This window comes from Streptomyces sp. NBC_00820, assembly GCF_036347055.1.
Lineage (GTDB): Bacteria > Actinomycetota > Actinomycetes > Streptomycetales > Streptomycetaceae > Streptomyces.
Window position 1 is genome coordinate 7,085,084 of record NZ_CP108882.1, and the last position, 25,589, is coordinate 7,110,672.

General features: G+C 72.7%; 20 protein-coding genes. 15 read left to right on the forward strand and 5 right to left on the reverse strand.

Going from position 1 to position 25,589, the window contains the following annotated elements; translation table 11 throughout:
• Positions 1-17: 17 nt before the first annotated feature.
• Positions 18-200, reverse strand: coding sequence for a hypothetical protein (locus tag OIB37_RS31605; protein WP_330461018.1), 183 nt, complete (start codon positions 198-200; stop codon positions 18-20).
• Positions 201-412: 212 nt separating this feature from the next.
• Here OIB37_RS31605 and OIB37_RS31610 point away from each other — a divergent pair, with 212 nt between their 5' ends.
• Positions 413-1,597: a baeRF3 domain-containing protein gene (locus tag OIB37_RS31610; RefSeq protein ID WP_330461019.1), complete on the forward strand. Its 1,185-nt coding sequence runs from the start codon at positions 413-415 to the stop codon at positions 1,595-1,597.
• 128 nt (positions 1,598-1,725) lie between these two features.
• Here the strand turns inward: OIB37_RS31610 and OIB37_RS31615 are convergent, their stop codons facing one another.
• Positions 1,726-2,385 carry a hypothetical protein gene (locus tag OIB37_RS31615; RefSeq protein WP_330461020.1) on the reverse strand — a complete coding sequence of 220 codons (660 nt, stop codon included), beginning with the start codon at positions 2,383-2,385 and terminating at the stop codon, positions 1,726-1,728.
• A 324-nt stretch (positions 2,386-2,709) separates the two neighbouring features.
• Between OIB37_RS31615 and OIB37_RS31620 the strand changes: the two genes are divergently transcribed.
• From OIB37_RS31620 to OIB37_RS31665, 10 genes are all read left to right on the forward strand, one after another.
• Positions 2,710-2,913: a hypothetical protein gene (locus OIB37_RS31620; RefSeq protein WP_330461021.1), complete on the forward strand. Its 204-nt coding sequence runs from the start codon at positions 2,710-2,712 to the stop codon at positions 2,911-2,913.
• 1 nt (position 2,914) lies between these two features.
• Positions 2,915-4,180, forward strand: coding sequence for an FxsB family cyclophane-forming radical SAM/SPASM peptide maturase (locus OIB37_RS31625; protein WP_330461022.1), 1,266 nt, complete (start codon positions 2,915-2,917; stop codon positions 4,178-4,180).
• A 46-nt stretch (positions 4,181-4,226) separates the two neighbouring features.
• Positions 4,227-5,117 carry a DUF4231 domain-containing protein gene (locus OIB37_RS31630; protein ID WP_330461023.1) on the forward strand — a complete coding sequence of 297 codons (891 nt, stop codon included), beginning with the start codon at positions 4,227-4,229 and terminating at the stop codon, positions 5,115-5,117.
• A gap of 22 nt (positions 5,118-5,139) precedes the next feature.
• Positions 5,140-6,387, forward strand: coding sequence for a toll/interleukin-1 receptor domain-containing protein (locus OIB37_RS31635; protein WP_330461024.1), 1,248 nt, complete (start codon positions 5,140-5,142; stop codon positions 6,385-6,387).
• Entirely contained in the window at positions 6,384-7,481 is a 1,098-nt protein-coding gene (locus tag OIB37_RS31640; protein ID WP_330461025.1) for an AAA family ATPase, read from the forward strand. The genes OIB37_RS31635 and OIB37_RS31640 overlap by 4 nt, the downstream gene beginning before the upstream one ends.
• The gene (locus OIB37_RS31645) at positions 7,478-8,452 is read left to right on the forward strand and encodes a hypothetical protein (RefSeq protein ID WP_330461026.1); all 975 of its coding nucleotides are present in this window, start codon (positions 7,478-7,480) and stop codon (positions 8,450-8,452) included. Before OIB37_RS31640 ends, OIB37_RS31645 begins: the two co-directional genes overlap by 4 nt.
• The gene (fxsT, locus tag OIB37_RS31650) at positions 8,449-12,324 is read left to right on the forward strand and encodes an FxSxx-COOH system tetratricopeptide repeat protein (RefSeq protein WP_330461027.1); all 3,876 of its coding nucleotides are present in this window, start codon (positions 8,449-8,451) and stop codon (positions 12,322-12,324) included. The genes OIB37_RS31645 and fxsT (OIB37_RS31650) overlap by 4 nt, the downstream gene beginning before the upstream one ends.
• Before the next feature lie 53 nt (positions 12,325-12,377).
• Positions 12,378-15,560 carry an FxSxx-COOH system tetratricopeptide repeat protein gene (fxsT, locus tag OIB37_RS31655; protein WP_330461028.1) on the forward strand — a complete coding sequence of 1,061 codons (3,183 nt, stop codon included), beginning with the start codon at positions 12,378-12,380 and terminating at the stop codon, positions 15,558-15,560.
• Between the two features lie 38 nt (positions 15,561-15,598).
• Positions 15,599-18,754, forward strand: a complete 3,156-nt coding sequence (gene fxsT / locus OIB37_RS31660) for an FxSxx-COOH system tetratricopeptide repeat protein (protein ID WP_330461029.1) — start codon at positions 15,599-15,601, stop codon at positions 18,752-18,754.
• Between the two features lie 109 nt (positions 18,755-18,863).
• Positions 18,864-20,234: a HEAT repeat domain-containing protein gene (locus tag OIB37_RS31665; protein ID WP_330461030.1), complete on the forward strand. Its 1,371-nt coding sequence runs from the start codon at positions 18,864-18,866 to the stop codon at positions 20,232-20,234.
• A gap of 21 nt (positions 20,235-20,255) precedes the next feature.
• Here OIB37_RS31665 and OIB37_RS31670 read toward each other — a convergent pair whose 3' ends face one another.
• A complete protein-coding gene (locus OIB37_RS31670) occupies positions 20,256-21,119 on the reverse strand; it encodes a carbonic anhydrase (RefSeq protein WP_330461031.1) in 864 nt (287 codons plus the stop codon).
• 288 nt (positions 21,120-21,407) lie between these two features.
• On the opposite strand from OIB37_RS31670, the gene OIB37_RS31675 reads away from it, so the two are divergent.
• Positions 21,408-22,058: a nitronate monooxygenase gene (locus OIB37_RS31675; protein WP_330461032.1), complete on the forward strand. Its 651-nt coding sequence runs from the start codon at positions 21,408-21,410 to the stop codon at positions 22,056-22,058.
• On the opposite strand, the gene OIB37_RS31680 is transcribed toward OIB37_RS31675, so the two are convergent.
• A complete protein-coding gene (locus OIB37_RS31680; RefSeq protein WP_330461033.1) occupies positions 22,055-22,294 on the reverse strand; it encodes a hypothetical protein in 240 nt (79 codons plus the stop codon). The genes OIB37_RS31675 and OIB37_RS31680 overlap by 4 nt on opposite strands.
• A gap of 97 nt (positions 22,295-22,391) precedes the next feature.
• Between OIB37_RS31680 and OIB37_RS31685 the strand changes: the two genes are divergently transcribed.
• The 3 genes from OIB37_RS31685 to OIB37_RS31695 all read left to right on the forward strand — a co-directional run bounded on the left by OIB37_RS31685 (position 22,392) and on the right by OIB37_RS31695 (position 24,044).
• Positions 22,392-22,535 carry a hypothetical protein gene (locus OIB37_RS31685; RefSeq protein WP_330461034.1) on the forward strand — a complete coding sequence of 48 codons (144 nt, stop codon included), beginning with the start codon at positions 22,392-22,394 and terminating at the stop codon, positions 22,533-22,535.
• A 388-nt stretch (positions 22,536-22,923) separates the two neighbouring features.
• Entirely contained in the window at positions 22,924-23,616 is a 693-nt protein-coding gene (locus OIB37_RS31690) for a GNAT family N-acetyltransferase (protein WP_330461035.1), read from the forward strand.
• Positions 23,617-23,786: 170 nt separating this feature from the next.
• Positions 23,787-24,044 carry a DUF6221 family protein gene (locus OIB37_RS31695; RefSeq protein ID WP_330461036.1) on the forward strand — a complete coding sequence of 86 codons (258 nt, stop codon included), beginning with the start codon at positions 23,787-23,789 and terminating at the stop codon, positions 24,042-24,044.
• 124 nt (positions 24,045-24,168) lie between these two features.
• Here OIB37_RS31695 and OIB37_RS31700 read toward each other — a convergent pair whose 3' ends face one another.
• Positions 24,169-25,467 carry a DUF1479 domain-containing protein gene (locus tag OIB37_RS31700; protein ID WP_330461037.1) on the reverse strand — a complete coding sequence of 433 codons (1,299 nt, stop codon included), beginning with the start codon at positions 25,465-25,467 and terminating at the stop codon, positions 24,169-24,171.
• Positions 25,468-25,589: the final 122 nt, after the last annotated feature.

The window sequence follows — 25,589 nt, forward strand, 5'->3', positions numbered from 1 at the left end:
GCGGGTGTGCGGCAGCGTCAGGCCGACCAGCGGCCGTTGGGCTGGCGGCGGTCCTGCTGCTGACGGTTGTTGCCCGGCGGCTGGCTCTTCGTCTGCCGGGCCGCCGCCTGGGGAGCCTGCGTGTGGTAGTAGAGCTGCTTGCCCTGTCCGCGTGCGCCCAGGCCGTGATGTCCCTTGACCGGAGAATTGTGTCTACCCATGACCCGACTCCTTGCCCGCGGCAGGCCCGCGTTCCCCGGAGCTCGGCCACCACCCGCGTGTGGCGGCGGCCGCTTTTTGTTACCGCTCACGGTACGCCGCCCCCGCCCACCCGGCGACTGGGCCGAAAGGGTGGGTTTTCCGGAGGCGGGTTTCCCTGCGCGGACCGGAAGCCTTTCGAGGTGCGGGTCCCGGGGCGCGGTGCGACGCTGACATGGTGCATACGTCTGATCTCACTCCCGAAATCCGGGCCGCTCTCAGTGAGCAGCGGCCGTATCCCGCCATCACGCTCGTGCTGCCGACCGATCCGGATTTCCCCTTCAGCGAGAAGAACCGGATCCTGCTGCGCGACCTCGTCACCGAGGCCAAGCGCAAGCTGGCGGACGACCCGGACGTGGGGCGGGAAATGAAGCTGGAACTGCGGGACCACCTGCTGGATCCCGCCGTGGTCGAGAACGCGATCGACCCGTTCCACCCCGACGACGCGATGGTCGTCTACCTGGCGGCGAACGAGCCGGTCCAGGTCTGGCAGATGACCTCGCTCACGGCCGTACAGCCACGCGTCGAGTTCGCCGACTCCTTCCTCACCCGGTACCTGGTGGGCGCCGAGCAGCGGTCCCGGCCGTACCTCGTCCTGGTCCTCGATCAGGAGATGTGCCGCCTTTACCACGGTTCCGTGAAGCGCCTGGACCAAGTGGAACACCACGGATTCCCGTGCGCCCCGGAAATTCCGTCGCCCGAGGACGCCATTCCCGGAGCCATTCCGCACTCGGCGCCTTACGAAGGGCACAAAGCGCGGGTCGAGCAGTATCTGCGGCGGGTCGACAAACGGCTCGGCGACGCGCTCGGCGAGCACTCCGGACTGCCGCTGTTCGTCATCGGCGGCGACAAGATCCTCTCGGCGTTCAAGACCCTCTCCTCCCACGGCAACCACATCGCGGGAACACTGCCGCTGGCCGGAATGGACAACGTGCGGGCACAGGACCTGATGAAGCGACTGGAGCCGATGCTCGCCGACTTCCGCGCGAAGCAGGTCGCCGCTGCCGTCTCCGAACTGGCGGAGGCGCAGGGACACGGCAAGTACGCCGGCGGCCCGCTGGAGGTCTGGACGGCCGTCGCCGACAAGCGGGTGCAGCTCCTCCTGGTGGAAGAGGGCCTGGAACTCGCGGGCCGGATCACCGGGGACGGCCGGCAACTGGAACTGGTCGAGGTGCCCAGACCGGTGACCCTGCCGGAGCCGATTCAGGACATCGAACCCCCGGCGCACACGATGGGCGTGGCCACCGACATCGTCGAGCAGCTCGTCGACGCCGCGATCAGGGCCGACACCCAGGTCCTCTTCGTACCCGACGGGACCCTGCAGGGATCCTTCGGCGTGGCCGCCGTACTGCGGTACTGAGTGCCGCCGCACCGCGGTAACCGGCCGGGACCCCATCTCGGGAGACCGGACGGGGACCCCGCGCCGGGACATCATGTGAGGGGGGCCGCTCCAGGAGCGGCCCCCCTCACATGCGCGCGGCTACGCGGCTAGCCTTCCGCCGCCGCCTCCTGGATGTCGCGTTTCGCGTGCCCCAGCACCTCGTCCATGTCCCCGAGTCCCGCGTCGAGCCGCTCCGCCCGCGGCGCGGCCTCCTGGAGCCACGCCAGGGTGGCCAGCGCGAGGTCGACGGCCTTCTTCCGCTCGCCGTCCCCGAACAGTTCCTCGATCTTGTACGCGACACCGGCGAGCGTCTCGGCATCGGTGTCCGGCACCAGACACCCCTCCAGACCGGGCGGACAGGGCGTCCGCTCCCGGGACTCGCGCAGGGCGGTGACGACCGCGGGGTCCGCGCTGTACCGGTCGAGGAGTCCCATCAGGACGTACAGCCGCGCCGCCAGCCGCGGCAGCCCCGGGTACCGGTCCAGCCAGCCCATCAGCTTGCGCTGCCCGCCCAGGTACGCGACGACCTGCGCCAGCTCCTCGGTCGGCGTGTTCGACAGGGCGTAGTGGAACGGCAGGACCCGCGCCACCTCGTCGGCGAGCGTGGCCTTGCCCTGCTGGTCCAGCCCGCCCGAGACGAACCGCGCGACCAGTTCGCCGTCCAGCCCGAACCCGGGCGGCGCCGACCGGTCCCGTGAACTGTGCGAGGAGTCGTGGCGCAGCCGCAGGAGCTCATCGGCGATCTTGCTCATCGGTTTCTCGTGCACGGAATCTCCCGCAGGCCAAGACGTCGCTGTTCCCGGACGCCCGCAGCCGGGACACACGAGGTGCCGTGAACAGCCGCCCGGAGCAGGCATCAAGACTGTCCCGCCCGAGCGCGGGGAGTAAGCGTGAGTTGGGCCAGCCGGGCTATGCGGCCGCCGGGGCGCTCCTCGTCGCGGGGCCGCGTGGACAGCGGACTCGCCTGAGGTGGAAGGGCCGTTGGAGGCTCGGACGGTGGCGGCTGGCTCTACGATTGCCACGTCGCCGTGTCGCCCAGGGCGCGATCCGGCACAGCCACGTCCGCAGTGGCTGATCGCGGAGGGAGCACCGTGTCGAATCTCCGGCTGGACGACCACTTCGTGGCCGACGGCCCCGGTCAGGCCGTCCGGTCGTGTCCCGCCGCCGACGGGGGCCGGGAGCCGCTGGACCAGGGCCTGGACCATCCGGTGCTGACGGAGGTGCTGCGCCACCTGCTGGAGCGGGAGAAGCGGTCGGCGGGCCGGCCGATCGCGTACTACGAGGACAGTCCCTGAGGTGAGACACGGTCCGGAGGGGGGAGCGGGGGCTTCGGCGGACGTGCACGCGTCGGCTCCGTGGCCGCACCGGCTGCTGGACGTGCCCGCCCTGCGCCGCGCGGGTACCGCGCCGGTGCCCTTCCACCAGTTCGTCCTGAAACTGAACAGCCGCTGCAACCTGCTCTGCACGTACTGCTACGTGTACAACGCGGCGGACGCCTCCTGGCGGGGCCGGCCCGTCCGGGTCGCCGAGGACGTGCTCGAACGCAGTGCCGAACGGATCGGTGAACACGTCGCCGCCCACGGCCTGCGGCGGATCCGCGTCGAACTGCACGGCGGCGAACCGCTGCTGGGCGGTGTGGAGACGGCCCTGCGGCAGGTCCGCGAGGTCCGCGCCGCGGTGCGGGCGGCCGCCGGAGCACCGTGCGAGGTGCAGGTCAGCGTGCAGACGAACGGCACCCTCCTGACCGCCGACACCGTACGGCGGCTGGCGGAGGCCGGCGTCCGGGTCGGCGTCAGCCTCGACGGCGGCCGCCCCGAGCACAACAAGCGGCGCGTCGACCACGCCGGGCGGCCCGCCTGGGAGGCCGCCACCCGCGGCCTCACCACGCTGGCCCGCCACCCCGAGGCCTACGCCGGCATCCTGTGCACCATCGACCTCGACCTGGACCCCGAGGACGTCTACGACTCCCTGACGGCGTTCCGTCCCCCGGCCCTCGACCTGCTCCTGCCGCACGCGAACTGGGCGTCACCGCCCCCCGGCAAGGGCCCCTCCAGCGCCGGCTCGGCGCCCTACGGCGAATGGCTCGCCCGCGCCTTCGACCGCTGGTTCGACGGCGACCGCCACCACATCCGGATCCGGCTCTTCACCGAGATCATCGGCCTGCTCCTCGGATTCCCGAGCGGCGCGGAGGCGGTCGGGCTCTCCCCGGTCGCGGCCGTCCTGGTGGAGACGGACGGCACCATCGAGCAGGTGGACTCCCTCAAGGCGGCCTACCCGCAGGCGCCTTCGACCGGAATGGACGTCTTCCGCGACAGCTTCGACGACGTGCTGGAGCACCCGGGCATCGTGGCACGGCAGTTGGGCATGCGGGCGCTCGCCGAGGAGTGTCTGGACTGCCCGCTGGTGCGCGTCTGCGGAGGGGGCCACTACGCCCACCGCTACCGCGAGGGAAGCGGCTTTCGCGACAGGTCGGTCTACTGCGCGGATCTCGCGCTGCTCATCAGACACATCGCGCGAAGAATCGAACCGGTTCTGCGCTCAGGTCCGCTCTTGCCCGATTGAACCGGTTCTCATTGCACGGCAGTTGAAGCCGCGTCAGAATCTTGTCGTGAGCACTGGCGGGGGAGCGTCCGCGGCGGAGCACGTCTGGCGGGCACAGAGCATATGGTCACAGGCTGCCGACCGGCACAAGGCGGCGATCGGCAGGGCGCGTACGGCCACGCTGTGCGCGGTCGTCGCCGCGGGCGCGTGCGGTGCCGCGGCCGCGCAGGTCATGCCGCTGTCCTCGTGGGCCGGCCGGGCGCTCGCCTTCCTGGCCCTCCTGGCGGCGGGGCTGGCCCCCCTCCTGGCCCGGGGCGCCGCCCCCGACCGGGTACGGGAGTGGACCCGGCTGCGCTCGGTGGCCGAGGAACTCAAGAGCCAGACGTACGTCTGTCTCGCCCGGGTCGCGCAGTACCGGGCGCCCGAGGGACGTGACGCGGAGCTGCGCCGCCGTACCGACGCCGTGCTCGCCGCCGCCGCCGACCTGGAGCACGTCACCAGCGGCGTCCGCCCGGCCGCCCGCCCCCTGCCCCCGGTCACCTCCATCGCCACGTACGTCGACGGACGGCTGCGGCCCCAACTCGACGGCTACTACCGCCCGAAGGCCGACGAGATGGCCGGCCGGGCCCGGCTCGTGGAGCGGTGGGGGCAGGCGCTGGCGGTCCTCTCCGTGGTGCTCGGCGCCGTGGCCGGGGCGTTCGCGGTGGAGCGGGCGGCCGCCTGGATCCCCGTCGTCGCCGCGGTCTCGGCCGCCGTCGTGTCGCACGGCGCGTCGGCGCGCTATGTGGCCCAGCAGGTCGAGTTCGGCAGGACCGCGGGCGAACTGGAGCGGCTGCTGCGGTGGTGGGAGCAGTGCGGCCCGGCGACGGATGCGGAGGCCGACCGGCTGGCCGAGCGGACGGAACACGTCGTCTCGGTGCAGAACGAGGGCTGGATGGCCAAGTGGATCGCGGACTGAAGGCGGGGCGAGGGTGGTCAAGGTGTTCATCAGCCACAGCACCAGCTCGGACGACGAGATCGCCCTGGTACGGGACGCCCTCGCCAAGGGCCTGGACGCCCGGAACCACACCGTGCTGCTGGACGAGCGCATCCAGGAGCCGGGCCGCCCCTGGCAGTTGAAGCTCGCGAGGCTCCTCGGCGAGTGCGACGCGGCCCTCGTCCTGGTCAACGAGGCCGCCCTCGCCTCGTCCTGGGTGCGCCGCGAGACCAACATCCTGCACTGGCGCAAGACGTTGTACCCCGGCATGGTGCTGGTCACCGTGCTGGTGGGCGGCGTGAGTGCCGGACAGCTGAGGGCCTCCGAGCTGCGCTACCTCGCCGACGACGACGTCGAGCGGATCAGGGCCTGGACGAAGGACGAGGTCGACCGGCTGGTCCAGCGGTTTCCCCAGGTCCGCCGGATCTGGGACGACGCCGTCAGCGCCTGGCTCGACGACATCGGCATCCAGCTCAGGGAGATCAAGGACGAGTCGATCTTCGCCAGGATCGCCCGGGAACTGGACGTCCCCGAGGAGGAACTCGTCGAACTCGTCCCCGGACTCGCCCCCGTGCTGCTCGCCTCCCAGATGCTCGACACGCACGATGTCGTCAAACTCGGCAACGCGGTGCTGGTGGCCCGCAGGGGCGGTCTGGAGCGGGACCGGGTGGGCCAGTTGGCGACGATGATCCTGCCGGTCTGGGTCGACCGCGACGAGGCCAGGCGCATCGTGCGCGAGACCGACGGTTCCGTACGCCGTGTCGTCATCCTGAACGTGGACAGTCCCGAGATCGGCAAGCAGTACCTCGACCGGGCGTTCTGCGTCGACAACCGGAGCTACTACGTCGCCACGGCGGCGGGACGTCCGCCCGGCGACGAGAACCCGGAGGACTACCTCCTGGAGCAGTGCGAGCTGGCGGTCAAGGACCGGATCGGCATGGACCCGTACCAGGAGCTCGGCAGGCCGAAGGAGCCGCGGAACTTCGGACGCCTCTTCCTGGTGCTGGACGTCAAGCGCTGCGACCTGGCCATGGTGCACCGGGTGATCGCCCGGCTGCACGAGAAGGTGCCGTGGGTGCACGTCCTGGTCATTCCCGGCCGGGGTGTCGACGTACGGGAGCGCTGGCCGGGAAGTCCCGACGAAGTGCTGGTTCTGGACCCGCCGTTCGAGGCGAGTCATGAGATTCTGGTCAAGGCTGTCATGCGACGCGTGGACGAGTGCGTGCAACCGATCCGCAGGGGGGCGTGGTGAGTCAGAAGAAGACCGGTGCGCAAGAGCAGACCACTCCGCGAGAAGAACAGACCGCCTCGCGAGAAGAGCGGGCCGACGCCCCGGCGGGAGACGCCTGGCTCGACACCCCCGACCGCGGTGACGGCCGTGTCTATGTGATGGCGTCCGAACTGGACTTCGCCGTGAAGGTCGCCCTTGCCACCGGACGGCCCCTGCTGCTGCGCGGCATGCCGGGATCCGGCAAGTCCTCCCTGGCGCCGTACATCGCCCGCCAACTGGGCTGGCGGTACTACGTGCACGTGGTCACCTACCGTACCCAGCCGCGCGAACTGCTCTGGAGCTTCGACAGCGTCCGCAGGCTCGGCGACGCCCAGGTCGCCGCGCGGCACGGCGAGAGGCTGGACAACGCCGGCTACGTCCAGCCCGGCGTCCTGTGGTGGGCGCTCGCCCCGGAGTCGGCCCGCAGGCGCGGCCGGCCCGAGGGCACCGAGGTCGGCGACCCCTGCCCGGACCCGTTCGAGAAGATCAACGCCGACCGCAGCCCCGACCACGCCGTGGTCCTCATCGACGAGATCGACAAGGCCGACCCAGACGTGCCGAACAGCCTTCTCGTCCCGCTGGGTTCACACCGGTTCGTCGTCGCGGAGATCAACGCGGAGATCCACACCGAACAGGCGGCCCCCGCGGCGGACCCCACCGCGGAGAACAGCACGGAGAGCGCCGCGGAGAACGCGCACCGCGCCCGGCACCTCGTGGTGCTCACGACCAACGAGGAACGCGAGCTGCCCCAGGCCCTGTTGCGGCGCTGCGTCGTGCACGTCCTGCCGGAGCACGACAAGGACATGCTCGTCCAGATCGCCAGGGAACACATGGCCGACTGGCCGGGCGAGGTGACCCCGGCCGACGAGGAACTGGCCGAGGCGGTCGCAGACAACCTGATGAAGGTACGCGAACAGGCCGACAAACAGGACGTACGACGCCCCAGCACGGCCGAGTACCTCGACGCCCTGCTCGCCTGCCGCTCCCTGGGCATCCGCCCCGGCGACGACGAATGGCAGCTGCTGACCCGGAACGTGCTGATCAAACCGCAGCAGATGGCCGGTGACCCCACATGACGGGGGAGGCCTGGCTCGCGGACGTGGCCCGGGCCGCCCGGGCGCTCGGCACCCGCTCCCCGGAGGACTTCGCACGGATCGCCGCGCTGCTGGGCATGGGCGGCCCGCCGGCCCAGCCACCCCGGACGAGCCGCGAGGAACCCGAACCGGACATCCCCGCCTGGCAGGCCCCCGCCCACGAGAAGGACCCCGCACGGTCACGGACGGACACCGACCCACCGGTCTTCCGCCGCCGAGACCAGTCCGCCCGCTCCACCACGGTCACGGTCCTCGTCCCCGCCGAAGACGCGGACCGCCGCTCCCCCTACAGCTGGACCACACCCTCGCTGGCCCGCCCCCGCGAACGGGGCGAAGCGGCCCGGCGACCCGCCCACCTGCCCCTGCTCGCACCGCGCTCCACCGCCGCGCTGCTCACCATGCTGCTGTCCAGGGTCACCCCCGAGGGCGAACTCGACGTCGACCGCGCCACGGAGGAACTCGCCCGCGCCCGCCCGCTGACCGCCATCCCCCGGCTGCCGCTGTCCACACTCCGCTACGGCGTGCAGATCCTCGCCGACACCTCCGGCGCGATGGAGCCCTTCGCCCGGGACGTGGACGACGTGATCACCCACGTCCGCGCCCTCGCCGGGGTCGCCGGCACCCAGGTGCTGCGCTTCGCCGACGTACCCCTGCGCGGCGCGGGTCCCGGCTCCCGGGCCACGTGGGAGCGGCCGTACCGGCCGCCCCGGCCCGGCGTGCGGGTGCTGATCCTCTCCGACCTCGGAGCCGGCGGCCCCACGCTGAACCCCTGGCGCGCCACCGAACAGGAGTGGCGCAGGACGATCGACCTCATCCGCCGGCGCGGCTGCGAACCCGTCGCCCTCGTGCCGCTGCCCGAGCGGCACTGGCCGAGCTGGGCACGCCTGCTGCTGCCCGTGCTGACCTGGGACCGTGGGACCACCGTCGGCAAGGCGCTGGGGGCCCGGCGTTGAGCGCGGAGGAACGGCCGGGCCGGACCCTGGCGGTCCTGCTCAGCGTCGCCGCCCGGATCGAGCCCGAGCTGATGCGGGCGGTACGCCTGCGCGTCGCACCGGGCCTCGACGTCGCCGCGGAGGTGGACCTCTGGTTCGGAGACCTGGTCGCGCACCGCGGGTTCGGCTTCGTCGTGCTCAACCCCCAGCTGCTCGGCGAACTGCGCGACGAACTCGCCCGGCGGCTGCGCCAGGCCGGCGACGGCGACCCCATCCACCGCCTCTGGCCCACCTTCCAGCAACTGCGCGCGGGCGCGTCCCCCGCCATGGTCGCCCAGGAGACGGCGACCTGGCAGGCCGTCAGCGGACACCCGGACGCCGACCGGCACATCGAGGCGAGCCTGCAGCCCGCCCTGCGCGCGTTGGTCGAGGAGGAACGCGAGGGCGTCGCCCGCTGGTTCACCGAGGCGTGGGAGACCCTGCCCGAACGCGTGCAGCGTTCCACCACGGCCTGGCAGCTGCTCACGCTCTCGGCGGTCCGCCTCTCCCTCGACCCGCCCGCGCCGCCCCGGCCGCCGCGACTGGCACTCGCCGACGTCGCCGTCATCGCCGAAGGACTGCCCAAGGCGCGGCTGCACCTCGGCTGGGACGGCCCCAGGCTGGTGCTGAGCGACGCCCCGCTCGGCCCCGACCAGTTCGCCGTCACCGTCCCCGACACCGACCCGCGCGTCGTGGAACTGGTGACCTCCAGCTCCATCAGGACCATTCTCGTGGGCCGGGACATGGTGGTCGAGGAGTGGGTGGGACCGGCCGGGGGACTGCTGCACACCGCGGACGGCGCGACGTACACGCTGCCCGCCTCGCCCGCCGGCCGGCCCGGCCCGGAGCAGCCGGGGGAGGAGTACGCGACGCGAGCCGCCGGACCCGAGGAGGACTCCGGCGCCGGCCACATCAGCATCTGCTACGCCGGCGAGAGCCGCCCCTGGGCCCTGTGGACCGCCCACCAGCTGGAACGCGCCGGACAGACCATCACCCTGCTGCACTGGGACACCGCCTCACGCACCCCCACCGAGTCCCTCGAAGCCCTGCTGGCTGCCCCTGGCCGCGTACTGCTGCTCATCAACGAACGGGCCCTGCGCCCCGATCTGCACGACGACTCGGAGTGGACCGAGGCCCTCCGGCTGATCGTCCGCCCGCACCGCCGGCGGTTCGCCGCGATCGCCGTGTCGTACGAGCCGCTCCCCGACACCATGGTGGAACTGCACCCGGTGGACCTGGCCGGGCTCGACGAGGGGGAGGCACGGCGCAAGATCCTCGAACGGCTGGGCATCGACCCGGGCGACGACCCGCGGCCGGACGGCCCCCGCTTCCCCAACGACCCGCCCCAGGTACGCGAGGCCCCCCGGCGCAACGGCTACTTCACCGGACGCAAGGACGACCTGGAAGAGCTGTCGGAGCGGCTGGCCGAACCGGGGCAGACGGGCGCCCGAGTCGTCCTGCACGGCATCTCCGGCGTCGGCAAGAGCCACCTCGCCACCGAGTACGCGCACCGCTACGGCGACGGCTACGACGTCGTGTGGTGGATCACTGCCGGCCAACGCGCCACCGCCCGCGAGGACTTCGCCGCGCTCGCCGTCCACCTGGAGCTGGAGGCGGCACGCGACGTCGGCGAGCGCATCCGCGCCGTGCACACCGCGCTGCGCGCCCGCACCGGACCGCGCGAACGCTGGCTGCTGATCTTCGACGGCGCCGACGACGTGGGCGAGATCCGCGACCTGCTCCCCGACGGCCGCGGCGACGTGCTCATCACCAGCCTCAGCCGCGACTGGGCCGGCATGCTGGGCTTCCAGGAGTACACGGTCCGCCCCTTCACCAGGAACGAGAGCGCCGCGTTCATCCGCCGCCGGGTCCCGAGGTCCACCCAGGAGCAGGCGGAGCAACTGGCCGAGGCCGCCCAGGACCTGCCGCTGGTACTCGCGCAGACCACCGCCTGGCTGATCGCCAACCCCGCCGAGCCCGTCGCCGCCTACCTGGAGGCGCTGGACCGGCAGTCCCCGGAGGACCTCGAGGTACGCATCGAGGACGACTACCCGGTCGGCTTCGTGCGCTCCTGGGGCCTGCTGCTGAACTCCCTGCGGGAACGCAACCCGGACGCCGCCGAACTCATCGAACTCATGGTGCTGTTCTCCCCGGACACGATTCCGCTCCGCCTCATCGCTGCCGCCCCGGCCGCCGTGTTCCCGTCCGGCAGCCTCGCCCGCACCGTGGCCGACTCCACCCGCTGGCAGAACGCCCTGGCCAGCCTCGCCGACCTCACCGCGATCCACCTGAGCTACACCCCGGACCCGTCCCTGGAGTACGGCGTCGAATCGGCCCAGATGCACCGCCTCTACCACCGCTTCATCCGCGGCACCCTCGCCCGCGGCCGGCGCACCGAACTGGCCGGCGCCGCCAGCGCGATCCTCGCCGCCGCCAACCCCGGCAAGCCCGCCGACCGGCGCGAGTGGCCCGCGTACACCGCGCTCATCCCGCACCTCGACTACGCCGGCACGCTCGACCGCGACGAACCGGGCGTGCGCGCACTGGTGCTCGACTGCCTGGACACCCTGCGGCTGCGCGGCGAGTACGACACCGGGCTGCGCCTGTGCCAGCAGGCGGTGGCCCGCTGGCGCCCCCGGCACCCCGAGACCGACGCCGACATGCTCGTCCTGGTCCACCAGCACGCCAACCTGCTGCGCCGCGTGGGACGTTACCGGGACGCCGAGGCCGTCGGCAGGGCCGTGGTGGAGGAGCTGGCCGGCTCCCGCGACAGCGACGACCCCGAACTGCTGCGGGCCAAGGACGGGTTGGGCGGCACGCTGATGGCCCTGGGGCAGTTCCAGCGCTCCCGGGAGCTGTTCGAGGAGGTCTGGCGCGGCCACACGCACCGGTCGGGAGCCCACGGGGCGCGGGCGCTCTACGCCAGGAGCAACATGGCCCTGACCCTGGGCCTGCTCGGCCGCTACGAGGAATCCCTGCAGATCCACCGCGAGTTGTTCGAACTGCGCCGCCGCGAGCTGGGAGCGGACGACTACGAGACCCTGTACTCGGGCCTGTGCCTCGGCTGGATGACCCGGCTGCTCGGACGCTACCGCGAGGCGCTCTCCCTCCAGCAGCCCAACGCCCGCCTGCACAGCCGCGTACTCGGCCCCTACCATCCACAGACCCTGCGCGCCGAGCACAACCTCGCCCAGTGCCTGCGCCGCGACGGACAACTCGACGAGGCCGCCGCCCTGTTCACCAGCGTCGTCGGCCGCTCCCAGCAGGCACAGGGCGAACTCCACCCCGACACCCTGATGATGACCTCCGACCGCGCCACCCTGCTCCGCGAGATCAGCCCGCGGGAGGCGCACGAACTGGCCCGCACCGTCTCCGACCGCTATCTGCGCCTGCTCGGCCCCGACCACCCCTACACCGCCGGCTCGCTCGGCAACCTGGCCCTCGCCCAGTGGACCGACGGCGACGAGCGCGGCGAAGCGGACGCCTCCGCCCACACCGCCTGGCAGCTCATGGTCCGCGCCGTCGGCGACGAGCACCCCTGGACCATCGGCTGCCGTATGAACCTGGCCGCGAGTCTCGCCCAGTCGGGGCGCGACCAGGAGGCCCTGGCGCACGACACCGAGCTGCTGGACGCCGCCGCCCGGCAGCGCGGCACGCGTCACCCGCTCACCCTGGCCGCCGCCACGGCCCGCGCCTGCGACCTGCGCGCGCTGGGCCGCACCGAGGAGGCCGAACGGCTGCGGCTGGAGATCGTGGCCCTGCTGCGGGACACCCTCGGGCCGCAACACCCGCACACCCGGTCCGCCGAGGTGCTGGAACGACCGCACTGGGACTTCGAACCACAGCCCATCTGACCCATCAGCACAACGCCGCACCCGGTACGGCGGCCGCGGAGGAGATCAGGCGCATGGACAGCCGGAGAACGGCCGACGGCCGGCACATCACCGTCAGCTACGCCGGGTTCAACCGGCCGTGGGCGGTCTGGATCGCCCACCAGCTGAACACGCGCGGCCACGAGGCGACGACGCGGCGCTGGGACCCGCGGATGGACGTGCCCTTCGAGGAGGAGTTCGGCGCCCTGCTCGCCACCCACGGACGCGTCCTGCTGGTCCTGGACAACTGGTACTTCGGCCTGGGCCCCGTCGCCGAGGCCGACTGGGACCGGGTGCTCCGGCGGACGGTCTCCGCACACCCCGACCGTTTCGCCGCGGTCACCGTGGCGACCCAGCGGGTGCCCGGCGCGGTGTCCCTGCTCAAACCCGCCGACCTGCACGACCTGGACGAGCACGAGGCGGCCCGCAGGCTGTTGCGCAGGCTCTCGATCGACCCGGCGCTCCCGGTCCAGCCGTCCGCCGGGACGGCACCCCGCTTCCCCAACGAACCGCCCGAGGTACTCGACACACCCCGGCGCAACCGCCGCTTCACCGGCCGCGATCTCGAACTGGAGCTGATACACGCCGCGTTGACCCTGGAGGAGACCGGACACGAAACCGTCACCCGGATCGTGCTGCACGGCATCAGCGGAACCGGCAAGACCCAGATAGCCGCCGAGTACGCCCACCGCTTCGGAAACGACTACGACGTGGTGTGGTGGATCGACGCCACCCACCGCGCCAAGGCCCGCGAACGCCTGGCCGCGCTCGCCCCCCGCCTCGGGCTGCCGGTGGGCGAGCGCATCGGGGAGCGGATCAGGGCCGTCCACGAGGCCGCGCGCTCCGCCGCGCACGGGCGGTGGCTGCTGGTCTTCGACGGCGCCGAGGATCCCGCCCAGCTGGCCGACCTGCTGCCGGACCAGCACACCCACGTGCTGCTCACCGCGGGCAGCCGCGACTGGTCCGGCGTACCCGGCACCCGGGTGATGGCCATCCACCCCTTCACCCGGACCGAGAGCGTGGCGTACGTACGCCGCCGTGCCCCGCGGCTCACCGCCGAGGAGGCCGACGGACTGGCCTCGACCGTCCGCGATCTGCCGCTGCTGCTCGCCCAGACCGCCGCCTGGCTGGACGCCAACGACGTACCGGCGCAGGACTACCTGCGCCTGCTGCGCGCCGCGCCGGAAGACGCGACGGACGCGGACGGCGCGGAGGGCGACGAGGACGCGGAAGAGACGGAGGGCACGCAGGGCACAGCGGACACAGGAGGCGACGAGGGCGGCGAGGGCACGGGCGATACAGGAGGCCCGGGAGGCCCAGGAGACCCGGAGCGCACGGGAGCCACAGCGCGCACGGGAGTCACGAGGGTCGCGGACGAAGAGGACGCGGGCGAGGTCCCCGAGAGCGGGGAAGGATATCCGCTGGGCTTCCGCACGGCGTGGTCGACCACCCTCGATACCCTCCGCGAGCGCAACCCCGAAGCGGCGGAACTGCTGAACCTGCTGGCCTTCTTCGCCCCCGCCGAGATCCCGGTGCGCCTGCTCACCGAGGTGCGCCACGGGGACCTGCCCCCCTCCCTGGACGAACTGGTCCGCGACCCCCGCTCCTGGCACCTGGCGCTGCGCCGGCTGTCCGAGTACACGGCCGTACGACTGGACTACGAGCAGGACCTGGCCGAGGACCCCGCCGTGGAGCAGGTCCGGATGCACCGGCTCTACCAGCGGTTCCTGCGCGAGACGCTCTCACCGCAGGAGCGGCAGGGATACGCCATGACCGCCTGCCAGGTGCTGGTGAGCGCCGATCCCCGCCGGCCCGCCGACACCCGCGACTGGGAGCGCTACGCCCTGCTCATCCCGCACCTGGGCCACGCCGGCGCCTTCGACTCGACCCGCACGGCCGTGCAGGAGCTGGTGCTCAACTGCATCGAGTACCTGCGGGTGCGGGGCGAGTACCGGACCGCGCTGAAACTCTGCGAGGAGGTGCTCGCGCACTGGCAGCGCGAACTGGACCCCGCGCACGGCGCCCTGCTCTCGCTCCAGCACAAGCTCGGCAACATCCTGCGCCTGGCCGGCCGTTACACCGAGGCCGAGAGGCTCGGCCGCTCCGTCGTGGGCCGCCTCGCCGCGGCACGGCCCGAGGACCACCCCGAACTCCTGCGCGCCAAGGACGGGTTGGGCAGCACGCTGCTCGCCCTCGGCCGGTTCACGCAGGCCCGCGACCTGTTCACGGAGGCGGCGACCCGCTTCGCCGACCAGTTCGGCACGGAGGCCCCGCAGACCCTGGCCGCCCGCCACAACCAGGGACTCGCCCTGCTGCTGCTCGGCCGCTACACCGAGGCCAGGGCGATCCACCGGGACGTGCTGCAGATCCGGCAGCGCCGGCTGCGCTCGCGCCACCACCTCACGCTGCACTCCGGCGCCGTCTACGCGCGGCTGATCCGGCTGCTGGGCGACTACCCGGAGTCCGTGTCGCGGCTGGAACAGATCGTGCGGACCCTGCGGCAGATCTCCGACGAGCGCCATCCGCGGTCCATCATGGCCGACCACCAGCTCGGGATCTCACGCCGCCGGACCGGGGACTACGCGGGGGCGGGCGAACGGCTCTCCGGAGCCGCGCGCCGGGCCGCCCAGGTGCTCGGCCCCCAACACCCCGACACGCTGGTGGTCGAGGCCGACTACGCCACATACCTGCGCGAACACGGCGAACTGGGCGCGGCGCTGCGCTACGCGGAGTCCGTGGCCGAACGGTACGACGAACTGCTCGGCCCCCGTCATCCGTACAGCATCGGCACGCTGGGCAACCTGGGGCTGACCCTCGGGCACGCGGGCGACCACCAGAAGGCCCTGCGGCTGGCCGAGGCCGCGTACCGGGACATGTCCGCGGCCGTCGGCGGCGACCATCCCTGGAGCCTCGGGTGCGCGCTGAACCTCAGCGGCGCGCGCAGCCGCGCCTACGACGTGCGCGGGGCGTACCAGCTCAGCCGGGACACCGTGCTGCGCGCGGCCCGCGTGCTCGGGGGGACCCACCCGCTGACCCTGTCCGGGCGGACGGCCCTCGCCGACGACCTGCGCGGCCTCGGGCAGCCCGCCGAGGCCGCGGACCACGAGGGGGAGGCCGTACGGACGCTGAGCGACCACCTCGGCCCCGAACACCCGCACACCCGTGACGCCCAGCGGCGACTGCGCCCGTACTGGGACTTCGAACCGCAGCCGCTGTGATGTCCGGGAACACAGGGCGTACGCCCTACTCACCTCCCGTGTCGCTGGTCTACGCCGGGGTCAGCAACGGATGGGCGCAGTGGATCGCCTGGGTGCTCGCGCAGGAGGGCTGCACGGTCGACGCCGTACGGTGGTCGCCCTTGAGCCGCCTGCCCGACACGACGGACCTGCGGGCCTTCTTCGCCCAGCCCGGACGCGTGCTGCTCGTCCTGGACGACTGGTTCCTGCGCTTCGACACCGGGCGCAACCAGGAGTGGGCACAGGTGCTGCGCACCCTGATGCCGCGCCTGTACGACCGGGTCGGGGCAGTCACGGTGACCACCCGCACCCTCCCGGACGAGGCGGTCAGCCTCGGCGCGGTGACCCTGCGCGGGGTGGGCCCGGAGGAGGCCCGGCGCCGGGTCCTGGCCAAGGTCGGGCTGGTGCCCCGCTCCCCGTACGCGCGCCAGGACGAGGGCCCGCGCTATCCCGAGGACCCGCCGGACGTGACCAACACCCCGCGCCGCAACCCGCGGTTCACCGGGCGCGAGGACCTTCTCAACGAGGTGCACGACATGCTCGGCTCGGGCGGCGGACGCGGCCGCCGTGTCCTGCTGCACGGGGCGCCCGGAGTCGGCAAGAGCCAGGCTGCCGCCGAGTACGCGCGCCGGTTCGCCGGCGAGTACGACCTGCTCTGGTGGGTGCCCTCCGCGACCAAGGCGGCCGCGCGGGAGGGGTTCGCGGCGCTGGCCAGGGAGGTGGGCCTCGGTGAGGGCGACCAGCTCACCGGGCAGATCGAGGCGGTGCAGTCGGCCCTGGAGCGGGACGAGAAGGGCCGCTGGCTGATCATCTTCGACGGCGCGGAGGACATCGACGGCATCGCCCCGCTGCTGCCCGGGGGACGCGGTCAGGTCATGCTCACGGCGCAGAACACCCAGTGGTCGCGCCACGGTGCCGCTTCGCGCGAACTGCCGCCCTTCGAACGGGACGAGAGCATCGCGTTCGCCTGCCGCCGGGCGCCCCGCATGACCGAGGCCGAGGCCGGTGAACTGGCGGCCGCACTCGACGACCTCCCTCTCGTCATCGACCAGAGCGCCGCCTGGATCGACGCCCACCCCGCCGCCGACATCACCCGCTATCTGGACGCTCTCAAGACCGGAGATCCGCTCCCGGCGGCCACGGACACCTCCACGAACCGGACCCCGACGCCGGCCCCGAACGCCGAAACGACCCCGACTCCGCGTACGACCCCTAACCCCGATACGACCCCGACTCCGCATACGCTCCCGAACCCCCAGGCGACCCCGAGTCCCCAGGCGACTTTGAGTCCCCATGCGACCCCGAACCCTCATGCGACCCCGAACCCGAACCCGAACCCGAACCCGAACCGCGTCCCCGCCACCGAAGTGCCGCGCGCGCACCGGCAGGTGTGGGCCAAGACCCTCGCCTCGCTGGCCGAGCGGTCCCCCTCGGTGCACGAACTGCTGGTCCTGCTCACGTTCTTCTCCCCGGACATGCTGCCTGTCCGGCTGCTGCGCGCTGCCCGCCCCAGTGACCTGCCGCCCTACCTCGCCGGCCTCGCCACGGAACCGGGCAACTGGGACGCCGTCCTGCTGAACGTCTCCGAACTGACCTCGATGCGCGTGGAGTTCGCCACCGACGCCCGGCAGGACCCCACCAGCGTCGTCTCCCTGCGCATGCACCGCAGCTTCCGCCGCTTCATCCGCGACGGCCTCACCCCCGACACCGAGCGCGAGTACGCGGCCGCCGCCGCACGGGTCCTGGTCGCATCCGACCCCGGCGAGCCCGGTTCCCCGCGCAACTGGCGCCGCTACGCCGAGATCCTCCCGCACCTCGAACCCTCCGGCGCCCTGGACGCGGACGACGGCGACGTACGCCAACTCCTGCTGAACTGCATCGACTACCTGCGCGTGCGCGGCGAGTACCAGGACGGCTGGACCCTGGCCCGGCGCGTCCTCGGCAGATGGCGGCACACCTTCGCCCCCACCGAGCCCAGCGTGCTCGCCGCCGCACACCAGGAGGCGCGCATGCTGCGCGGTCTCGGCCGGTACGAGGAGGCCGAGCAGGCCGACCGGGCCCTGCTGCGCGGGCTCGGCGACGCCGGTATCGACAGCGGCATCGAACTGCTGCGCGCCAAGGACGGACTCGGCGCCACCCTGATGGCCCGCGGCCGGTACGACGAGGCACGCGACCTGTACGAGGAGGCCGCCCAGCACGCCGCCGACCGGCTGGACGACCGCTACGAGGCCCAGACCCTGAAGTTCCACACCAACCTGGCCCTCGCCCTGGGGCTCCAGGGGCACTACGCGCGCTCCGGCGACCTGCACCGCATGGTGTACGACCGCAGGGTCGGCCTGCTCGGCGCCCGGGCGCGCCGCACGCTCCAGTCCGGCTACTACACGGCCCGGATGCTGCGCCTGCTGGGCAGACTGCGCGAGGCGCGGAGCCTTCAGTCCTACAACGTGCACCTGCTGCGCAGGACCCTCGACGAGGCCCACCGGCAGACCCTCCTGGCCGAGCACAACCTGGCCCTGTGCCTGCGGCGCGACGGCGAGCGGGAAGAGGCGCGCGCGACGATGCGCGACGCCCGCAGACGGCTCATCCTGCTCAGCGGCGCCGACCACCCCGACGTGCTCATGGTGTCCCTGGACTACGCCATGCTGCTGCGCGTCCTCGACGAGCGCACCAAGGCCCGCGGCCTGGCCGAGGCCACCGCGCGGGCGTACGCCCACCGGCTCGGCGAACTCCACCCCTACGCGATCGGCGCCCGCAACAACTGCGCGCTCCTGCTCCTGGACGACGGGGAACCGGAGGCGGCCTGGCGGCTGGCCGACCGGTCGATGAGGGAACTGGAGGCGGAGATCGGCCGCGGCCATGTGTGGTCGGTCGGCTGCGCGATGAACTGCGCCGCCGCGCTGGCCGCCCTGGGCGACGCCGAAGGCGCGGAGCGGCTGGGCAGGGACGCGCTGGCCCGAGCGGTCCCGGCCGTCGGCCCCGGCCACGTCCTCTCCGCCAACCTGCGGGCCGGAATCGCCCAGGACCTGCGCACCCTGGGACGCCACGGCGAAGCGGACGCCCTGGAGACCACGGCACTCACCACCCTCGCCGCCAGCCACGGCCGCGATCACGACCAGTCCCGCTACATGCGCGCGGGCCTGCGCCCCTACTGGGACTTCGAACCCCAGCCGATCTAGCCCGTCCAGCCCGTCCAGCCCGTCCAGCCCGTCCAGCCCGTCCAGGCCCTGTCCGGTGGCCACCGGCCCCCCGCAGATCACGTACGGGTCGGCCCTTAGGGTGCCCACCATGGACAAGCATCTCCTGACCGACGCGCTCTCCGGTTCCCGGGACCGGGCGGAGCCGGCCCGCGCCCTCCTCGTGGAACAGGGGGCGGAGGCGGTGGCAGCGGTGCTGGACGTGCTCTGTGACGAGCACTCACCCGTCGACTGGACCGTCCCGGCCGACATCCTGCGCGGGATCGGGGAACCCGCCCTCCTCCCGCTCGCGCAGGCCGTCGCCACGGCGGCCTCGCCCGAAGTGGCCAGGCGGGCCGGGTGGACCCTGGCACGACTGGACGTCGCCGACCCGAAGGTCTACGCGCCACTGCTGGGGCACCCGGACGCGCGGGTCCGCACCGACGCGCTCATCGCGCTCGGGAACCGCGGCGATACCGCGGCGAGCATCGCCCACCTGCTCGTTCCCTCGCTGGGGGACCCGGAGCCCGAGGTCCGGCGGCAGGCGGTCCGGGCGTTCGAAGCCATCGGTACCGCCGCAGTTCCCGAGCTGCGGCGCGTGCGCCGCGCCCGCGCGAGCGGGCCCCGGATCCGGGCCGGCGCCCTGGAGGCGCTCGCGGCCGTTGGCGGCCCGGCCGCCCTCGACCCCACGGACCAGGAGGCATGGCGCCGGCTGACGAGGATCGGGCTGCGCACCGAGACACCGCAGGGCATGCACCTGTGCGGGTCCTGGTACGCCGTGCCGGGCACCGACCAGGACGCGGTCCTGGACGCCTTCGACCTCGGTGAGGCCCATCCGGTCACACTGCGGACGGGCGCGGCCGCCTGGAACCACGACCAGCACGCCTGGCACCGCACCCGTCCGCACGAGGCCTGCGCACGCGTCTTCGTCAGCCCCGTACTGGACGGCTGGACGCTGGTCTTCGGCGACTCCTCCCAGGACCGGCACCGCGTCGAGGACGCGGACGACCGGGAGGAGGTCCTCGCCGAAGTCGTACGACAGCGGTGTGCCGCTCTGAGCCGCCGGTTCGGGTCCGCGCAGTGGTACGGAATGAGCTGCGGCGACGGCTGGACGGCTTGGTGCATCGCCGAAGAGGGCGAAGTGGTCCGGCACTACGACGTGTTCACCGCCGACGAGGAAGGCGACGAAGGCACCCCGCACCCGGCCGAGTCCGGCTACCTCCTGCCCCATGAGGACGGCTTCCCCGAGGACGCCTTCGACGGCGTGAACCTCTCGGACACCGAGGAGTTCGCCGCGCGCCACCGCGAGGTGAAGGAGCGGCTCCGGATACCCGACACCTGTAACGCCGACGACATCGCGGCGCGTCTCTCGGTCGACCCCCAAAGCCTGGACGCGCGCACCCGGGTCACCGGTCACGGAGTCCTCGCCCTCACCGCCTGCGGCCGTGAACACGGCCATCCCGCAGGGGCGTTGCCCGTGTGACCCCGCCGCCGGACCGCCGGTTCAGGAGGGCGCGCCGGACAGGACCTCCACCTTGCCGGTGTCGAGCGAGTAGTAGGCGCCGACCACGGCGAGGGCGCCCTTCTTCACGAGCGGGCCGAGGTCGTCGTTGGAGCGCAGATCGGCCGCGGTCAGCTTGACCTGGGCGCGGGCCATGGTCTCGACCGGGTCGTCGCCGCCCTCCTCGACGGCCTTCTCGTACGCCGGGCGCAGGGCCTCGACGATCGCCTGCAGGCTGCCGGGCAGCGGCTTGCCGTCGCGCAGGGATTTGTACGCGGCCTGGACCGCACCGCAGCGCTGATGCCCGAGGACGATGACGAGGGGCGTGCCGCTCGTCATCGGCCCGTACTCGACGGAGCCGGTGACCACCGGCTCGACCGCCTCCCCTCCCGTACGCATCACGTACAGGTCGCCCAGTCCGGTGTCGAAGAGGAGTTCGGGCGGAACCCGGGAGTCGATGCAGGAGAGGACGGACCCGAAGGGCTCCTGCTTCTCGGCCACGAACTGGCGCCGGTCCGGATCCCGGTCGGGGTGCTGGAGATCCCCGCTCACCCAGCGCTTGTTGCCGTCCATCAGCCGGGTGAAGGCCGCGGCGGGCGTGACCGGCCGGGGCTGGGGCGAGGCGCTGCTCGTCGAACGCGTCGGCTTTGCCGAACTCGTAGAACTTGTCGAACTCGCCGACGTGGCGGCGCTCGTCGTCGAGCACCCCGTGAGGGCGACCGCGGCGCCGGCGAGCGTGCCGGCCAGCAGCCCCCTGCGATCCGGGCGCGCCGCAGCGTCCCCGGACGCGTCCTTCGCGGTGTCCTCCGCCGCGTTCCTCGCTGTGTCCCTCGTTGCGCCCCTCGTCGTGTCCCTCGGCGTGTCCATCGGCTGTTCCTCCCGGTGCCGCGCAGGCACGTCCGTGTGTCCGTTTCGGCGCCGATTGTTCAGCGCGCGGCGGTGACCGGGGCGCAGGCGCGAGCGGGCGCGGGCGACATTGGCACCGACGGCCGATGCCCGGCAGGGGCGCGCGAGAGGGAGCGGGTGCGAGGGGTGGTGCGTGGGGGAGGCGTGGGGGAGGCGCGTCCGGACGGGACCCGGCCGGACGTGCGCCGTACGGCTCCGCCCCCCTCCGGCACGTACCCAGGAGGACCCGCAGGGGCGATGATGACGGCCATGGCCCTGTCGACGGCGTTCACGAAGTTGTTCGGTGTGCGGCATCCGATCGCCTTGGCGCCCATGGGCGGCTCGGCCGGCGGCGAGCTGGCGGCGGCCGTCTCCCGCGGCGGCGGCCTGGGCATCCTGGGCGGCGGGTACGGCGACCGGGACTGGCTGGAGCGTGAGCTGCCGATCGTGGCCGGAGCGGGGAGACCGTGGGGGGTCGGGTTCCTGAGCTGGGCCGCCGGTGTCGACGCGGTCGAGCAGGCGCTGGAGTCCGGTCCCGCGGCCGTGATGCTGTCGTTCGGGGACCCGGGCCCGTTCATGCGGCGGATCCGGGCGGCCGGTGCGGCGGTGATCGTACAGGTCACCGATCTGGAGGAAGCGCGCAGAGCGGCTGATCTGGGCGCCGACGTCATCGTGGCGCAGGGCACCGAGAGCGGCGGCCACGGGGCGCGGCACGGAAGGGCCACGCTGCCGTTCGTGCCGGTGGTGGTGGACCTAGGGGGTGTCGTTTGGGTCAGCTCGGGTCCGCGACGCCCGGCACGGCACCTCGCCGCGTTGTCGGATCAGCCGAGTACGTCCAGTACGCGGCAGATCCTCCGCCTTGCGAGGCACCGCACCGGACGCCGCGGCCTGATCCGACCTGATCCAAACGACACCCCCTAGTGGCACCGGTTCCGGTACTGGCGGCCGGCGGGATCGCCGACGGCCGCGGCCTGGCCGCCGTCCTGGCACTGGGGGGCCGCGGGCGCCCTGCTCGGCACCCGCTTCCAGGCCACGGCCGAGGCCCTCGTCGACCCCTCGGCCGCCCGGGCGATCGTCCAGGGGCGCGGGCAGGACACGGAACGCAGCGGCGTCCTCGACATCGCCCGTGGTGCCGCGTGGTCGACGGCCAAGTACACGGCCCGCACCCTGGGCCATCCCTACCTCGACCGCTGGCGTGGCCGTGAGGCCGAACTCGCCGCGGACCCCCGGGCCCGGGACGCCTACCGGGCCGATGTGGCACGCGGCGATGTGCCGCCGCTGCCGGTGTGGGCCGGCGAGTGCGTCGACCTCGTCGACGACCTGCCACCCGCGGCCGGCCTCGTCACCACGCTGGCCGCCCAGGCCGAGGACGCCCTGTCCCGGGCAGGCCGCGGCTGAGGCCCCTGCCGTGCCGGCCCGGCCGCTGTGCCCCCTGACCGTCGGCCCGGCCCGTGTGACCTCGGGTCGCCCGCGTGGCCGCTGTGCCTTCTGGCCGCTGTGCCCCTGGCCGCCTGCCCGGCGGCAACTCGCTGACCAGCGAATCCGTGGTCCCCGACCGCTCCAGCCCCCCGTCCCCGCCCTCGTCCCCGCCACCCGTCGTACGCCCGCGGCGGGCCACCCCGCACCGCGACGGACCGGACATGGCGCACGTCACCTAAATGTCCGCATTTCTTTACTGGCCCTTTCCCCATTGGGTCGGGCTCGGGCCGCATGCTGAACCACCGCCATCGCACCGGGGCGTCGGTGGCGGCAAGCACACTCCCATTCACGAAGGACCGAAGGCCCTGTGCCCGCACCTGTTGTTCTCAGCGGCCGCAATGTGCGGCTCGAGCCCCTCGCTCCCCATCATGCCGAGGCCCTGGCCGAAGCCGGCGGCGAGGACCGTACGACCTACGCTTTCACCCCCGTCCCCCAGGGCGTCGAGGCGGCCCGCGGCTATGTCGAGCGTGCGCTCGGCGAGCAGGCGCTCGGCCGCGTCCTGCCCTTCGCGGTGATCAGTGCCACGAGCGGGCGGGTGGTGGGTGCCACACGCTTCCTCGATCTCGACTACTGGCAGGGCCCGCTGCTCTGGCCGCCCGTACCGGGCGTCCCGTATGGCGACCCGGCCACCGCGGTGCCCGACGCCGCCGAGATCGGCAACACCTGGCTCGCCCCCCGCGCCCAGGGCACCGGCATCAACACCGAGGCGAAGCTGCTGATGCTGCGCCATGCCTTCGAGACCTGGGGCGTCCGCCGCATCTCCTTCCGCGCCGATGCCCGCAATCTGCGCTCACGCGCCGCGATCGAACGCCTCGGTGCCACGTGCGAGGGCATCCGCCGCGCCCACTCGCGCGGACTGGACGGCGTCGTGCGCAACACCGCGTTCTACTCGATCCTCGACGAGGAGTGGCCCACCGTCCGCGACATCATCGAACTGCGCATGTCCGGCACGGTGTCGCCCGCCGTACTGGGCCGCGCGCCCGACGCCGCCCGCACCTGACGTCCGTCACACCCCGCGGCCGTTCGCCGAACGGCCCGCGCGGCATTCGCAGTGTCACCAACAGGTGTTATTTTGCTGGGGCGTTGGCGGCATACAGGTCCGGTTCCGCTCCTGCTGCCGAAGTCGGTTCAAGGGCCCCCGCTGTCCTGCGGGCACGCGAGGATGAACCCGTGAACGATCTGGTGAAGTTCCTTCGGGACCGCAATATGGCGGACAACCACGCCTACGCCGACGTGGCCTGCCGCTTCGGTGGCGATGCCGTCCTCGACAGCCACCTGCCGATGCTGGACATGGTCGACATGCTGGCCGCGGACTGTGCGGCGATGGATCCGGCGGACCCGCGCCACACAGGGCTCGTGTACGCGCTCAAGGTGCTCGCGCAGTCATACGACGAGCACCCCGACTACCGCAGGGAGTGGCGCCCGTAAGCCAGTTCCTTGCCGTTCCGTGCCGTGCCGTGCCGTGCCGCTCCGTGCCGTTCCGCGGTCCGGTACTTCGGCCGTGAAGCGCCGGACCGCTCGTGTCGGCAGCTCCGCGGAAGGTGAGGGCCGCCTACCGCTCCAGGCCGAGCCCCCGGCGTCCGGTGTCGTTCAGGTCCTCCATGTCGAACCGGCCGGTCCAGGCGCGCTCGTAGTGCTCCTCGGGGAAGTCGCCCGGGCTGGAACCGGTGACGAAGGCCTCGCGGACGCCGGCCGCGTACTGCTCGTTGCGGGCGCACCAGGGTGCGGCCGGGATGTACATGACGTTTCCCCAGCCCTTCTGGCCCGTGACGGGCGCGACGCTGTGGATCATGTCGCAGTGCCACCAGACCGAGTCGCCCGCCCTGACGTCGGGGATGCCGGTCAGCGCCCGCATGAGCAGCGGGTGCCAGCGCGTGCTCGCGGGAAAGACCTGGTTGGTGGTGACCCCGCACATGTCGTCCTCGGGGACGTCGGCCAGCAGCGGGCGCAGCATCAGGTAGGCCATGGCCTCGGGGACGGGCACCGTGTGCAGGACGCCCTGGTCGTGCTCCATGTCCGACAGGGCGGTCCAGCCCTGGAACGTGCGGAAGGCCGAGCACATGGTGCTTCCCGGGTACTGCGGCCCCGTGGTCCGGTGGGCGGCGTCCCAGGGGTCGTACAGTTCGACGCTGCCGTCGAAGAGGTGCCGGAAGGCCCGCTGGTTCTCGCGGGTCATCCACAGATCGAGCGTGCCGGGGTCGCAGTGCGTGCCCAGTCCGCCGGAGTCGGTGCCCGGAGGGCGGCGGCGGATGCGGTCCGGGTACATGGCGTCACGCTCGGGGTCGAACCACCGCACGCCCTCGGACTCGTGCCTCCACACCGAGTTCAGGAGGCTCTGGACCCGCGCCATGCGATCGCTCTGACGCGCTTCCATCTGGGCGTGGGACCAGTAGATGGGGTAGATCTCGGGCTTGGAGCCGACACTGCCGAAGAAGTCGTCACCGGGACCGGCGTAGCTCGCGAAGAACTCGTTCCGTTCGACGTAGTCGACGATGCCGGAGTCCCACGCGAGAGCCTGCTCGCGCTCGAAGTGACCGCGTACGACCAGACAGCCGCGCCGCCGGAGCTTGTCGAGCAGCTCCGCGGAGACCGTACCCGCCGCGATGTCGGCGTAGTCCACGACGGGCCACACCTCCTCGCCGCGCTCCTTGTCCGCTTCGATCTCGGCGATCCGTGCGGCGACCCGCCGCTCCACGACGGCGAAGACCTCTTCGACGGTGCGGCCCGAGGCCGCGATGCGGGCACGCAACGCGGGCTTGATCCGGCGGATCGCCGCGGGCAGATCCTCGGGTACGTCCTGCCAGTGCGGCAGGTCGGGCAGAGGCAGGGTCTGGTCGTTCGTGGGGGACATGGCGCACCCGCCTTTGGTAAGGAGTCCTGACTTGTGCGGCCGACGGTAACGAGTGATGCATGTTTAGGCAAGGCTCCTGACTAAACATGGTGAGGTGCGTGCGATCCGCGTCGAGCGGCACG

What these genes read in the sequence shown, in the direction of transcription:
- OIB37_RS31605 (WP_330461018.1), bottom strand. Translation starts at nt 200, where the DNA reads ATGGGTAGACACAATTCTCCGGTCAAGGGACATCACGGCCTGGGCGCA.
- OIB37_RS31610 (WP_330461019.1), top strand. Translation starts at nt 413, where the DNA reads ATGGTGCATACGTCTGATCTCACTCCCGAAATCCGGGCCGCTCTCAGT.
- OIB37_RS31645 (WP_330461026.1), top strand. Translation starts at nt 7,478, where the DNA reads ATGACGGGGGAGGCCTGGCTCGCGGACGTGGCCCGGGCCGCCCGGGCG.
- fxsT (WP_330461028.1), top strand. Translation starts at nt 12,378, where the DNA reads ATGGACAGCCGGAGAACGGCCGACGGCCGGCACATCACCGTCAGCTAC.
- OIB37_RS31665 (WP_330461030.1), top strand. Translation starts at nt 18,864, where the DNA reads ATGGACAAGCATCTCCTGACCGACGCGCTCTCCGGTTCCCGGGACCGG.
- OIB37_RS31670 (WP_330461031.1), bottom strand. Translation starts at nt 21,119, where the DNA reads ATGGACACGCCGAGGGACACGACGAGGGGCGCAACGAGGGACACAGCG.
- OIB37_RS31675 (WP_330461032.1), top strand. Translation starts at nt 21,408, where the DNA reads ATGGCCCTGTCGACGGCGTTCACGAAGTTGTTCGGTGTGCGGCATCCG.
- OIB37_RS31700 (WP_330461037.1), bottom strand. Translation starts at nt 25,467, where the DNA reads ATGTCCCCCACGAACGACCAGACCCTGCCTCTGCCCGACCTGCCGCAC.